Raw genomic sequence first — 13,793 nt, forward strand, 5'->3', positions numbered from 1 at the left:
AATTTCTACTTCCGTTGGTTAATCCTAGCGAGGTCTATCTTGCCCCGGAGAGCCCTGCGGGGCGACGGAGTCCCGCAGGAGACTCCTCATGGCCATTCACGACAGCGCAGACCCAGTTAGCAACAGTACTACTGAGATACACACTGACGCCCGGCAAGCGGCGTACGTGGCGTTCCTCCATCGGGTTCCGTTTGCGATCGATGCGCTGACCCTCGGCTTCCTCCCTGGGTTTCGCGAGGACTGCACGTATCAGCAGTCGCAGTTCGATACCCTCGAGTGCCCGGTCGGAATGCTCGATAACGATTTTCGGAATCCCGATCTTGATCGGTACGTCGATCGAGCGCTCGAGTACGAGCCCGACGTGGGTATCATCGGTGACGCCTACGACGCTGCAGAAGCACAGTCGTACGTCGATACGATTCGAGAGCTCCAAGGGAGTCTTCCCGAGACGGAGTTCATCATCGTCCCGAAATGCCGGGCCGCCATTGAGGCGATTCCCGACGATATTGTGCTTGGTTACTCACGAGGCTACGCGGAGACGCTCGCACACGAGTTCTCCGACCCCGTCGATTGGCGGGGACGTCGCGTCCACATCCTCGGTGGCAGTCCACCCAAGCAACTCGAAGTCGTGGAGCAGCTCACCCAGCCAACGCTGACAGGTGACCCACCGGCCGACATCGTCGGCCTCGACTGGAATGGTCTGCATCGCGGGGCGCAGTTCGGCGAGTTCTGGACGGCCGACGGCTGGGACGACAGCGGTCGCGACGCCGACCACGTTACGGTCCGGAAGACAGTCCGGCATAGCCTCAGCCGGCTCAAGGGGTTCTGGCAGGACCACGGCGTCTGGCCCGATTCGACACCCCAGGCGGACGAGACCGAACTCACCTATTCCGGGCCCACGCCAGGCGATATCGAGAGCGCGGCGTGTACCGAGTGCTGCGCGAACGTATGGACAGTCAAGCGGGGTCCGTATGTTGCCGAGTATGATACGGGCGAAGTCTGTGGGTACTGCTGCTATGAGTGCTACTTCTCACACCGGCATCGGAACAACCTCGAGGAGATCGCCGGTGATCGGAGCGTCTACCTCCCGCCTGCGTGACGCCGCGTCCTGTTTTTCGCGCCCTCCGGAGAGAACGAGGTCGTGCTAGATCAGGCCCTCCGAGATGGTGATTTCCGTGAGCCAACAACAGCAGTCGAACGACGTCTCGATCGATGCAATTCCAGTCGACGTAGCGAACAGCCAGTCAACCGGGGTCGAACCAGAAGATGTTCCCGAGGAGATTCGGTCGATTACGCAAGCGCTCGCGTCCGAGCAGCCACCGACGAATCCGCTCGTCGCGCTGAAGGCCGCCCGCTGGTGGTATATCCATGGGAAGGGCGGCACTGATCCGGTGTTTCAGTGGGCCATCGAGTGGACGCGGCACCTCGTGACCGACAGGCCCAGCGACGTCGACCAGTTCGATTCATTTCTCGACTACCTCGTCACAGTCGGCTTCGCTGACGAGAAAGCCGCTCTTCGGTAACCGCCGTCGCGAGTTTTTTATGCGCCGTCAGGGGTGCGGCGCGGGCTGAATTGAAGCGATCGCAGTAAGGCGAATCTCAGAACATCATGGCTACGACTAGCGACTCGTCGGCCTCCTTCGAGGAGACCGACACACGAAAAGACGAGATGCACAGTACGATCGAAGCATGGATCGACGACCTCGTTGGCGACGTTGATGCGGTGCAGGCCAGCGATGAGTTCCAGGAGTGGCTCGACGTCCAGAGTCGGTTCCACGACTACTCCCATCGCAACACGCTGCTCATCAAACTCCAGTGTCCCGAGGCGACGAAGGTCGCTGGCTTCAACACCTGGCGGAATGAGTTCGACCGGCACGTCCAGGAGGGCGAACAGGCGATCTGGATCTGGGCACCGATCATCACGAAGCAGTGCCCGGAGTGCGAGAACTCGCCCAGTTACCACGAGAACAGCGATTGTGAATACGACGAGACGCCACCCGAAGAGTGGTCGAAAGGGCTCGTGGGATTCAAACCGGCCGCTGTCTTCGACGTCTCTCAGACCGAGGGAGAGCCGCTTCCCGAGCTAGAAACTGAGGCGACAGGCGACGCTGAGGACCTCGTACCCGCTCTCACAGACGCAGCGGATGATCTCGGCGTGACGGTTCGCATCGTCGACGCTGACGAGTGGGCGCACGGCGACGCAAAGGGGGTCTGCAAACAGCGGGATATCCATGATTTCACGCCGATCGTTGAGGCGAAAGCACGGACGAACCAGGCCGACCTCGCGGTTACGCTAATTCACGAGTTCGCGCACGCGCTGCTCCATTTCGACGTCGATGACAAGGCCGAACGGTCAAAGCGCGAAGTCGAAGCGGAAGCCGTCGCGTACATCGTTGGTCGGTATTGCGGCCTTGAAACGAGCGGCTCAGCGTTCTATCTCGCCGCGTGGCAGTATGACGAACCAGAGTCGATCCAAGATCGTTTCGGACGGATTAGCAGCACCGCAGAGGAGATCATCGACGTGATCGATGGGTAGGTCAGTGTAGCGCGTCGATGAACAGCTCTCCACGTCGCCGTGAGTTTCTATTGCGCCGCGGAAGGGTGGCGGCGCGCGTGATCGTGCGTCGACCGGGATAGAACGAATCCATGACTGAACAGTACCTCACGACGGTTCTCGACGAAGCCCGCCAGACAATCGAAAGCCATCCGCAAGTCGGCTACGGAACCGAACAGCCACTCCACGAACACCTGCGTTTCGCGGTACTCCGGCTGCTGGAGAACGAGGCTGAAGACACCCATACGGGCGAATCACGTGTTCCAGGGATCACGGTCGGGTACGGGAACGATGCGGCGATGTTCGATCACTGGAGAGACGAGGTTGAGTGGTGGACCGACATCGACCGCAAGAGCACTGTACGCGGTTTCGCATCTTCTACGAGCAGTCAGCCCAAGACGAGTTGCCGCGACGGGCGTTGGAGGTGATGACGGCACTCGGCGCGTGGCGCGTCTGGGAGGGGCCAGCTGCAGCGTGTGGCTCCTACGATCACCGCGGTCGACGCGAAGCACACTTTCTCCTCCACTACAATCACCCGATTGAAGAGCACCTGGCTCGCCTCGTGGAACCCAACGACCCCGCTCTTGCCCCAGACGGTGGATGGGTGGCAACCAGAGACACCCAGAGCGCCATCAGACCAGAGATAGATACGGTTTCGGCAGAACCTTCAGCCGATGAGCTCGCACCGCGAATGCGGCGAGCATGCGACGAAGAGATGGACGTCTCACTCTTGAAGAAGGGCGGCGTGTACGAGGTTCATTCAGAGTCCGGGAATTTCTACGATGTCGATGTCGCCGCTGAGACGTGTACATGTCTCGACTGGCAGCGACGCGAACCTGAAGGGGGCTGTAAACATATGCGCCGCGTCGATATCGAAATCGATGCAGGGAACGTTCCCCGACCAGACGGACGCCTCCCTCGCACAGAATCGGAACAGCAGCCAAATTCGACACTGTAGGCTGTCAGCAGCCACCTAGACTTAATCTTATTCTTAATATTAAGAATGGGCTAGACCAAGCCCTGGGAAGCTAGCTAACGGAACTCTCGTCCACGGTGAATTCTGCAGTCATAAGTACCGACTCGAGGCGCGCGATTTCATCGGCACACTCCAACTCGCCGGTCCATCGATCGGGGAATGCGTCTGCCCCGAACCGAGCCCCTGCGACAGCTCCCGTAACTGCACCGACGGTGTCGGTGTCATCTCCCATATTTACAGCAGAGACGATGGCATCCTCCGCCGTGTCCGCTGTAAGTCCGTGATACAGCGATGTTTGCAGCGTATCGACCACGTAGCCGCTTGCACTGAGCGTGTCGGGATTGATACCGTCCGGAACCGAGCGTAACGCTGTGAGGAGTTCCTCGGGGGCATCGGCTTCGATATGGTCGAGAGCGTCTCTGAGAGGGGTTGGTCGCTGGGCTACTAATCCTGCCAAAGTGAGATTGAGCACGATACAGCCATACGTGCAGCGCGGATCCGCGTGCGTGATCGCTGAAGACGTCGCACTCACACGTGCAAGGTCACTCCACTCGTCCCGAAAGGCGATCGAATACGGCGCACAGCGCATTACGCTCCCATTCCCAGCATTGCTCCCTTCGGCGCGGGACTCCCACACCTGCTGGCCAGCATCACGCCAGGATGTTCCGTGTTTGATGTTCTGGAAGGCATCGCTGGTCATCAGGCCAATGTCGAACGGACCACTGTCGTACCAGGCGACGAAGCGCTCAGCGATATCGTCCGGCCTGAACGCGTGATGCTCGGCAAGGCTTCGGGCAATACAGAGCGCCATTTCGGTATCGTCAGTAATGGTCCCTGCAGGCTGATTGTGCGTCCCGTGGCCCAGCATCTCTGTAACCGTTCCGTGCGTCTGCGAGATCTGGTGTGAGGAACGGAATTCGATGGGACGTCCGAGGGCGTCGCCACAAGCAAGTCCTAGAAGAACGCCAGCCTCAGCAGCTGTTGACGACATATCCCCTTCTTTGAGATTCGGTGATAAAACTATTAATCAGTGACAGCAGTGGTATCAGCAATCGCTATGGAGAATACGTATGCTGATATTCGAAAAAAGCAGCATCTCGATATTACAGTCAAGGTTGTGACGTGCAGACCGGGTTCAGGTTCTCGACGCGCCTTCGAGATGACTGTCGAGGACGTTGACGGGACTTCATTCTCATTTACAGTTTGGGTGAAAAGCTCGAACGGGCGGGACTACCCGTGGCAGGAAGGGCATTGGTATCGACTTCACTCTGCATATGGGGAGGTGTGGCCAGCTGGCCGAGAGCTGCATGGGACGGGCAAGCTCGAGATCGAACACAAAGGCGTTCGCCCGACCGACCGCCGTGCGAAGCTTCTCTACCTGACTGATACCCATCTGGGAAAGCAAACAGCCGGTCATAAAAACAATTCTTGGAAGATCGACACCGTCGCTGGATTCAACGCTGCGATTGGCCTCGCGATTGAGCATCGTGTCGATGCCGTTGTTCATACTGGCGACGTCTTTCATAACGATACCAGGAACGGGATTCCAGATTCGATCGAAGAAACATGCCATGATCGTCTCACTGAGTTGGCGAACGCCGGGATTCCGTTTTATTTCATCTACGGCAACCATGCGCGGAAAAAGGGGAAAGTCTGTCTCGAACAGTTCTGTGACGCAGGATTGGCTACGCATCTCCGCTCCCGTCCTATTGTGATCGGTGATGCCGTCGCACTCTATGGAGTCGACTATCAGAAATCGTGGGACCACGGTCAGCTAGGCTTTGAGCGTCCACCAAGCGGAGTCGCGACTCTCCTCTGTATGCACCAGTCGGTTGCACCGCTTACGGGAAGTCCGAACCCTGATTGCCACTTACAGGAAGTACTCGAAGAGAGCACGATTTCGATTGACGGGCTTGCTCTCGGCCATCTTCATACGAACGCTGAGAAAACCCTGAATGGCTGCTCCGCGTTTTGTGGTGGGGCGACAGAACGACTAACCAACGACCTAGAGCCAAGCGTAGAAACCATCACTATCGAGAAGGGAGAGATCCGCCGTCAACGACATCTTTTGGGCGATTAGAGAGCCGCTTAATCTTACCATTAATATTAACATCTTGCCGAGCTGGGATCGCTACTGAATTCTCGAGGCAAACATATGCCAGAGAAGGAGAGATATCAACCAATACCTATATCATGATGAGTCTCCCGTCGTATTAATAGATTGGCTTATGTCTGGAAATTCAGAAACCCCACTCGACGTAATCGACCAGTACACGGGGAAGGTCTTCCGGCTTTCCAGCACAGCGGGAAGCCTTGACCTCGACCGGTTGCCGGATATGCTGAGTGGGAAGCGGATTTTCCTAGACCCTCCAAAGGAATATCAGAACGAGGAAATCGAGGTACCAGAGATTTTCAAGACCAATGGCGAAGTTCGAATTATGACTACTGTGGAGAACGTAGAGAGAGTTTCTGATGGGGATCTTGACATCGTTACTGGAGATATCATTCTGGATGAGACCGGTTCAGTGATGTTTCGTAATCAGCAAGTTCTTCTCCTCGACACAGAATCAGTTCAATTTGTTGTTTTCGAGTATGAAAGCATGCACTACATCTCGCTTATTGCCGGGCGCAAGCTCGTCGATAATGTACTGAAGATCCTTGGTGATGACTTCGAGGATGAGAACCTCTCTCTTACAGAGATTCTTCTGAGTTCTTCGGATATCGATAAGGTGGCGGACGATCTCGCCGATGAACTTCTGAACACGACGTTCCAAGACTATCCGCAATCGTCAATCGATAAGAAATACATCTCTGGACGTGGCTATCAGAACGAACCTGAATACCAGGAAGAGAAACGTCGCGGTGCAGTTCGAACCCACATGATGGCTACTGAAAAGCTGATTGACGGAAGTGAGAAAGTGGTGGGCTTGTCAGAGGATGCTCTGGTGAGGAGCTATTCTAATCTCGCTCTCCACACGTACTTAAACATGATAAGAGATTATATTCTTCCGCCCATCTCTACGCAGGCAACAGTAACTGACTTCCAATAGCTCTCTGGGCAGTCAGGCCTTTGATTTATAATGGACATATCCCTCATCGCTCAACTGCTCGATGCGCTCGGAGATGCGTCTCTACTTTTGATAGGTGGTTACGTTCTCAAGAAAGTTGGAGACGCAATCTTAGTCCGTCTCATTGGGGATCGTCTTATCGACAGAGTCGTCCGAAAGGCGACGAAACGATTCAAGGCGTTCACAACTCGGTTCAAGAAAATCAAGACGGACTTCGAGTTCACAGCTTCCATCCGCGATAGCCCAAAAATCAGTGAAGCGAAAAGCTCTGTTGAGTCCACTCTAAAGGCCACTCAGTCGTTCAGCAAGGACAATATCCACATTGAGCGTGTTAATTGGATTGATGAGCAAACCATAGAAGGAAAAATTCGTTACCTAGAATCGGATCCGTTGACCGTCTCAATCCATCTTCTTCAGGACAACGACTCGTTCTCGAATCCCGGTGTCGATACTATCGAGGACGCTAACCTGAGCAGTATCAGTGTAAGTATTCGATTCGAGTTTCCCTTTCACGATTTGAAAGGTACACTCATCAACCTCAGCACCTTCGCAGGGTTCCTTCGTCAAGGATTGAACCAAGAATTCGATATTCGGAGATTCACCCACAGTCGCTTCGTTATTGGGTCTCTTGAGAACGACCTAACGCTTGACGAGTGGATTGAACAGGAGCGCTTCGAGGTTAGCCTACTCCTCCGCGACGATAGTAATGAGAGGTCTGTCGAATTTATGGGAGATAGTGCAATCGTGACCTCTCCCTATTCAGAAATTGATGACACCACGGCGGAGTACATTAGGGCGACTCTTCTCAATTATTACCTTTAAATGGCGGCTCTCAAATCGGCGCTATCATCCAATCGGGTCAGCGTGAGTGAGCGGCTCGTTGTATGTGTATTATTTCCGAAATAAGGGAGAATATTGAAGCTGGATCACAGAGCCCTCACACCCTCATATGACCAACAAATCCTTCAGAGTTATATACTGATTGTACTCATGTATTCTCAATATCATCAGACAGAGTTTACAATGGCTACTCAACATAACCCCTCCAGCTTACCTCCAAGACAAGATGTTAGACAAATACAGGCCTGTCTCGGGCTATTTAGAGAATACGGGGTGAGCTGCGGTTCTACAGGGCCACCTGGTGCATCTGAGGCTTACCAAGCAGGTCTCAATTCAATCCCGTGGCCAAGCCTCCAAATTATCTGCTTATTGCTGGAAGCAGATAGAGAGGTTCTGATAAAGTCCAAGGGGAGTAACAATGACTGAGGATCGAACCTACATTTCTAGCCTCTCTCTTGAGAATATTGGGAAATTTGAAAGGCTCACACTCAAGATGAGCCCGTTTACGCTCCTCGTTGGTCCAAACGATGCAGGAAAGACGACAGTCTTGGAAGCCTTACAGACGGTATGCGGCCATTCTAAGCTGGATTTACAGCGGGTCCGACGAGATAGGACAAGAGAGACGAGAAGAGCACCGCACGCATCAATTGGAGCGGTTATCGAGAACCCGCCAGATGACCTGGTTGATCGTTCCAATCTTAACGACGGCGATGCTGCAGGACTCAGAATCAAGTGGGAAGTCACAGGAGATGCTGAGTCAAATGTCAGTTTAGAAACCCCGAGTTACTATCTCAGAGAGCGAGTTCCAGAAGATGACCGTCTTCATGAATGGGACTACTATGCAGACGAAGAGCGGGAAATCCTGGAGGACTACGAAATTGATCCTGGCAGCAATGGCGAAAAGCGGGAACAACAATACAAGGAGCTGAAGGCTGAACTCCTCCAGGATCCAGAGAACACTTGCCTCAATTGGGTCTCGTGTGGAACACGAGAATTCCGCAGGTTTGCTCCAGCAACCGAGCAGATAGATACTGAAGACGTTGATAGTCCACAGAATTTGCTTTCGAAATTACTTCGACAAGAAACAGAATCTTTCCTCTATTCGGACGATGACGCGGATGAGCCGAGACGAATCGATGAGCTTCTTGAGATTGAACAGCGGGCGACAGAGGCGCTTAATGAGAGGCTCCAAAGCCTCTCCGACAGAATGGATCGTTATCTTCCGGGGTTAGAGGAAATTACAGTCGATCCGGAGTGGAGCTTCGTTAACGGTGCTGACTTTTCTGATATCGTTCTCCGTCGACGCGGTGAATCAATTCCTCTCCAAGAACTGGGCGGTGGAACGACTGCCAGGTCTGCTCTCTCAATGCTTGAGTGGAGCACGGAGACCAATGATGGAAAGCAATCGGTAATTCGAACTATGGATGAGCCCGACCATCGCCTCCACTTCGACGTCCAACGGAGATTAATCAAGCTGCTCCGAAATGACATTCCTGATGAAGAAAGCTACCTCTCTCAATGCATTGTCTCGACACACAGTTTGGTTATGGTCGATGCAACTCCTCTACATGAGGTAGTATATCTCCCGGAAGAAGTAGACTCGGAAGAGGAAAGAGCCCCGCTACTTACGAGAGACGAGGCTGAGGCTGGAGAGCTTATGGGGAATATCATGGCTGGGTTGGGTCTATCAGCCAGCTGGGTCTATCTTGAGCGAGCAATGATCGTTGTGGAGGGGGCAACCGAATACAACTACATCACTGAAATATACCACCGGATAACCGGATCTACCCTAGTAGAGGATGGAGTACAAGTCTGGGATTGCCAAGGATGCGGTCACATCGTTAGAACCCTTGAACGCCTTCAGAAAGCGGGCCGGGTGCAAACGTTCGTTATGCTAGATGCCGACGCGAAAAGCCGAGAATCGTCGGATGAAACCCTCGAAAGCGTTCTAGATGACATGTACGAGGCTCGTGGGTCGGAACCAGAGCTTGTTTGGATCGGTGACAAGGAATTGGAGGATGTCTGGGAAAAAGACGATATAATGCGTCTCGCCGAAGAACACTGGCCAAGAGCGGATGGGAACGACTGGAGCGTAAATCATTTTAACTCGGTCGATGAGGCAGAGAAACCGAGTGGGGAGATTGTCAACGTAGTAAAACAGGGCTGCGCAGCGAACATGCAAACCTGTCCCAAAGTTACCAAAGAACACATAGGCCTTAGAATGGGACGGTTAGAGGGCGTGAACCATCCGGACAAGATTGTCAATCTTCTAAATCACGTTCATGAGTGTTGCAGTCGTGATCGGGAAGTTATTCCTGAATGACTCTAATCTGCTGAGGAGGTCAACTAGCAGTATCTTCGCCCCTAACTCACCTAACCACATTATTCGCATGCTTATAAACCTACAAATGAAACTAGGAAATTCACGAGTTGGTGACTCCAAATTCGGTACGAAAATCGGATGAGGCCAAATTAGCAACTGCGAACTATTCACATATGTGACAACTAGTTCAAAAATCCGCGAAAATCGACAGAGCAACCGCTACCGAATTGGTGAACCCGGAGTGAGAAAAGCGTTACCCGAACTCCCGTAGGAAGTCGCCCAACGCTCGCACGAACGTCTTCGCCGTGATCACTGGCGGCGACCGAATCGGCTCGTCGAGCGCGACCTTGATCAGATAATCTGTGAGCCGCCACAGATTATAGATCAGCGTCGACAGCACGAAGTTGCACAGGCGAAGTCGGTAGTCCGTCGACGACGTCTGTGGCATGAAATCCTTGATCGACTTGTACTGGTTCTCGATGTCCCACCGCCGACTGTACCCGTTCACGACACTCGAGATCTCTTCGGGTTCGACGCAATCTTGGTTCGTTACGAACACCGCGTACTTTCCATCGGCATCGTCGCTCGTACTCGGGGCATAGAGGAACTCTGCCTTATGGTGAATTTCGCCGTCGATTCCGAACGGGACATCGTGCTTGACAGCTTCGTCCGCTGTCGGATGCTCCTGAATATTCTGGATCGCTGCTAAATCATTCTTATACGTCGGAACCGGCGAGAGGTATGTGAGTCCGCGCTCGTGAACATCTGCGTACACGCGATTGACGTAGAATCCACGGTCGAACATCACCGTATCCAGGTCGACGAACTGCTCAGCGCGGTCCAACAGTCGACTCACTAGGTCAGCCTTCGAGTACGATGGCGAGTCGTCGGGCTCCCACGCAGAATCCTCTTTCACTGGCTCAATACCGAGAACGATCGGTGCGTGGTCGCCAACCAGCGTGATAGTGGCGTACTTGAAGCCGCGTTTATACTCACCGTCTTTCTTGTACCCGCTCACCATCTTCGGATAGTCTGGCTTTGCGATGCCCGCTTCCTTGTCCTCCCAGGGCCAGACGTGGAACTGCTCGTGGGTGATGTCGATCGCTGCGACGGTTTCGCGTGAGTCGAAAGGATCGTCGCCACGGATCGAATTGATGATGTTCTCCGTGGCAGCGTTGAACGCTGTCATAATCGCGTCCCGAATCTGGTCGATCCCGGGCATCGAATCGTCATCCTCGAAATCCTCGAATGTGAGCTGCCCGTCGGACTCCTTCGGCGTGGCGATCTTCTTGATTGCGCGTAGGAACGTCGAGTCGTCACAAATCAAGTCATCATCAGTGAGCCAACCGTACTCAGCCTCCGAGTGGGCACTGCCCTTGTTCGCGCAGATACTTGCGAACATATCCAGCATTACCTCGTCGGAGTACGTCTTGTGGGCCGCTCGGTGGGTGTCGAATTCGGGGATGACGTGTTTGCGAGCAAGAGTTAGTGTCTTCTGGGCTTTCTCTTTCTTGTACTCGTTTGTGCTCGGTGACTCATCCTCAACGTCTGTTGGGACTGCTGGAACCAATCCCTCTGTGAGAACACCGTTATCTAGAGCCACCTGCCGGACGCCAGCAACCGTCCGATTGAGGGTTTCCTGGGTGTCCTCGCTGAACTGTGCGTGCGTGTACGAGAGCTGTTGCTGGGTCGGCGTATTCGAGAGATCGGTGATATCGAGGTGGAAGCTCTTGACTAAGCTCGGCTCCCGCCCAAGTCGTTGCGCTAATTCGTTCTGGGAGATGCCGCGAATCCCCTTGAACAAGAGCGTGCGGAACATCTCGTCAGTTCCAAAGGTCACGCGGTTCTGATCGCGGGTATCTTTGAGATTGTCGACGGGAATTGATAGCTGGCGAATGACGTCCCAGAGGTGGTCTTCACGCTCACAGAGGGTCTCCGCGTGGACAATGATTGAGTCAGCGACAGCCGACGGGTCAGTCGGCATTGAGCCACCTCCAGGGCGAACCACTCTGCTTCTGAGTTGTGGTCGATCCAATACTGGAGTGATTCTGTATAGACGTATCTGCTGAGTAGGAGCGAAGAACAGTATAGAGTAGAGTAAAAAGATAGTTGAGCATTGTCGTCGATGATCTGCTCTAAGCTTGCAGTGAGGAACATATCAAGGGGTATGAGCACTGTACTTAGAGAATCGGTCGTAGCCACAATTCGATATAGGTCAAAATTAGTTCGAATCAAATTTCGGTTGGGTTTATACTGATGTGGGGAGAACAGGGTGTACGATGGGCTTGGACGAACTTGAGGCCTTTCTTCGGAAAAAGGGCGCGGCGGAACTCATTACGGAAATCGGGACGGGAACAGCGACATTCAAAGCGCTCGTTGACGCGGTTGCGGTAAGTGGATCGACGGTGTCTTCACGACTCTCAGAAGGCGTTGAGCGCGAAGTGTTCAAGGTTAGCCATAGACCGACCGAGCATGGAACAGAGAAGCGGTATGCACTCACGATTCTTGGACATCGTATCTATGATTGGGCAGAGCAGACAGAGTTCGAACGGAAAGTGCGGGAGCTCCGGCGGCGTCGCCACGAGCGTGATACGGCGTTCGAGCGGATGGTTGGGAAGATTAATCGAGATATGGAGCTCCGCAAGATGGTCGCCGATTCGGAACTCGTGGAGGATCAGGAGGTTGACCTTCCTGAAGGGGCGTATTTAGTGCCGAAGATGGCGTCAGAAAAGAAGCTTCGTGAAGCCAAACACGAACGTATGGAAGCGAATCTCAAGCCAATTGAAGAACTTGATGACGCCGATGGAACAAGCGAGGACAGCAACTGAGTCAAACGATCTAAAGCGACTCGGCTATTTCTTGTGAAATCCTCAGTCACAAATGGAAATGTTCCAGCTGACGGTTCAGAGTAGAAGCACTCCAAACGCACTCTCCACCGTCTCATGGCTCATGAGGCACGAGATGACCTATACTTTAAATAGTTTATTAGGAGATGAACTTCTTCTTAAAAATCAAGACTTAGTCATATGGTATAGGGAGAAGATTCTCAAATGTCTTTATTGAAACCTTCAATAGACAATAATTTCTATCTCTCGATCGCTGTGGACAACCTAACAGTAATCACGCACACTCATGGGTGGGATCCGTGATTGCCTTACGGCCCCACACACGTGCGGGCTTCCTCACCAGTTCATTCCTGGATTGTCTACGGCTTGCCGGATCCAAGAAGCGACTTGCTTCTCGTCCAGTGTGTCTGTCTCCTTTATATCTAGAGCCTGTCGCTCCGGAGCTGTCCCGCTGGGCGGCTCTGGCTTAAGGTACGATTCACACACAAATGTCAGTTTCACGTGTTTCGAGAACGCGCTGAATGACGCGAACCAACCTTGATCCTTGACCCCATAGAACGGTTGGTGATACTTCACCGCGCGGCGCATATTAGGGACTTCGCGTTGGATGATCTCGTCAAATTGTGTTGCGATCTCACGCTTCCATCCCGGCAAGGCTGCAATATATGCCTTTACTGCAGCCGATCCATCGGTATCATCGTTCCGCCGCGCCTTCTGATACTGTTTTTCCCGGTCCTTCCATTCCTGCTCCGTCGGGACCTGGTCCGGCAGTTCGATTTCCCCAAAGTTTTCGTCCATAATGGTTTTCTTCCCCTCTCGGCCTGCTATCGCGGTCACGACTATGACCGGGTCCGACGCTTCAGGTTCAGAAATCAGGTCGAAGTCCAGCCGCAATGTCCCGCCTCGCCAGTGGAGAGCAAAGCCCACCCAGCCGTCGGGGTAGTCCTCCCGAGTGTCTTGCTCTACTCGGAACAGGCCTAGCAAGGCTGGAATAGCATCGGCACCCCACTGGAGTCCCTTGTCAAGATCCGTGAAACGTACCCCCTCGTCCTGGTCTTTACTGTAGTAGGGTGCTCTGATCGCTCGGTTGGCCATCACGAGTTCGGAAACCCGCTGAGTCGTAAGTGGGCTGGACACACTCATACTCTCCAAAATGTAGTATTGAATCATCAATATTCCGTGGTCC

At 53.6% G+C, this 13,793-nt stretch carries 11 protein-coding genes and 1 pseudogene; 9 read left to right on the forward strand and 3 right to left on the reverse strand.

Going from position 1 to position 13,793, the window contains the following annotated elements; translation table 11 throughout:
- Positions 1-88 precede the first annotated feature (88 nt).
- From NKI68_RS01385 to NKI68_RS01400, 4 genes and pseudogenes are all read left to right on the forward strand, one after another.
- Positions 89-1,099: a DUF6610 family protein gene (locus NKI68_RS01385; RefSeq protein ID WP_254544898.1), complete on the forward strand. Its 1,011-nt coding sequence runs from the start codon at positions 89-91 to the stop codon at positions 1,097-1,099.
- A 76-nt stretch (positions 1,100-1,175) separates the two neighbouring features.
- Positions 1,176-1,523 carry a DUF8013 domain-containing protein gene (locus NKI68_RS01390; protein ID WP_254544899.1) on the forward strand — a complete coding sequence of 116 codons (348 nt, stop codon included), beginning with the start codon at positions 1,176-1,178 and terminating at the stop codon, positions 1,521-1,523.
- A gap of 86 nt (positions 1,524-1,609) precedes the next feature.
- Entirely contained in the window at positions 1,610-2,536 is a 927-nt protein-coding gene (locus tag NKI68_RS01395; RefSeq protein WP_254544900.1) for an ArdC-like ssDNA-binding domain-containing protein, read from the forward strand.
- 110 nt (positions 2,537-2,646) lie between these two features.
- Positions 2,647-3,512, forward strand: a pseudogene (locus NKI68_RS01400) (hypothetical protein).
- A gap of 70 nt (positions 3,513-3,582) precedes the next feature.
- Here NKI68_RS01400 and NKI68_RS01405 read toward each other — a convergent pair.
- Positions 3,583-4,521: an ADP-ribosylglycohydrolase family protein gene (locus NKI68_RS01405; protein WP_254544901.1), complete on the reverse strand. Its 939-nt coding sequence runs from the start codon at positions 4,519-4,521 to the stop codon at positions 3,583-3,585.
- Between the two features lie 168 nt (positions 4,522-4,689).
- On the opposite strand from NKI68_RS01405, the gene NKI68_RS01410 reads away from it, so the two are divergent.
- The 4 genes from NKI68_RS01410 to NKI68_RS01425 all read left to right on the forward strand — a co-directional run bounded on the left by NKI68_RS01410 (position 4,690) and on the right by NKI68_RS01425 (position 9,761).
- Entirely contained in the window at positions 4,690-5,610 is a 921-nt protein-coding gene (locus tag NKI68_RS01410) for a metallophosphoesterase family protein (protein WP_254544902.1), read from the forward strand.
- A 148-nt stretch (positions 5,611-5,758) separates the two neighbouring features.
- On the forward strand, positions 5,759-6,580 hold the full coding sequence (locus NKI68_RS01415; RefSeq protein WP_254544903.1) for a hypothetical protein: 822 nt from the start codon (positions 5,759-5,761) through the stop codon (positions 6,578-6,580).
- 30 nt (positions 6,581-6,610) lie between these two features.
- Positions 6,611-7,420 carry a hypothetical protein gene (locus NKI68_RS01420; RefSeq protein ID WP_254544904.1) on the forward strand — a complete coding sequence of 270 codons (810 nt, stop codon included), beginning with the start codon at positions 6,611-6,613 and terminating at the stop codon, positions 7,418-7,420.
- Between the two features lie 436 nt (positions 7,421-7,856).
- The gene (locus tag NKI68_RS01425) at positions 7,857-9,761 is read left to right on the forward strand and encodes an ATP-dependent nuclease (RefSeq protein ID WP_254544905.1); all 1,905 of its coding nucleotides are present in this window, start codon (positions 7,857-7,859) and stop codon (positions 9,759-9,761) included.
- A 253-nt stretch (positions 9,762-10,014) separates the two neighbouring features.
- On the opposite strand, the gene NKI68_RS01430 is transcribed toward NKI68_RS01425, so the two are convergent.
- Positions 10,015-11,745: a transposase gene (locus NKI68_RS01430; RefSeq protein ID WP_254544906.1), complete on the reverse strand. Its 1,731-nt coding sequence runs from the start codon at positions 11,743-11,745 to the stop codon at positions 10,015-10,017.
- A gap of 295 nt (positions 11,746-12,040) precedes the next feature.
- On the opposite strand from NKI68_RS01430, the gene NKI68_RS01435 reads away from it, so the two are divergent.
- Complete coding sequence (locus tag NKI68_RS01435; protein WP_254544907.1) at positions 12,041-12,589, forward strand: hypothetical protein; 549 nt, start codon at positions 12,041-12,043, stop codon at positions 12,587-12,589.
- A gap of 354 nt (positions 12,590-12,943) precedes the next feature.
- Here the strand turns inward: NKI68_RS01435 and NKI68_RS01440 are convergent, their stop codons facing one another.
- On the reverse strand, positions 12,944-13,750 hold the full coding sequence (locus tag NKI68_RS01440) for a DUF1801 domain-containing protein (RefSeq protein WP_254544908.1): 807 nt from the start codon (positions 13,748-13,750) through the stop codon (positions 12,944-12,946).
- Positions 13,751-13,793: the final 43 nt, after the last annotated feature.

Source organism: Halomarina pelagica (genome assembly GCF_024228315.1).
Classification (GTDB): domain Archaea; phylum Halobacteriota; class Halobacteria; order Halobacteriales; family Haloarculaceae; genus Halomarina; species Halomarina pelagica.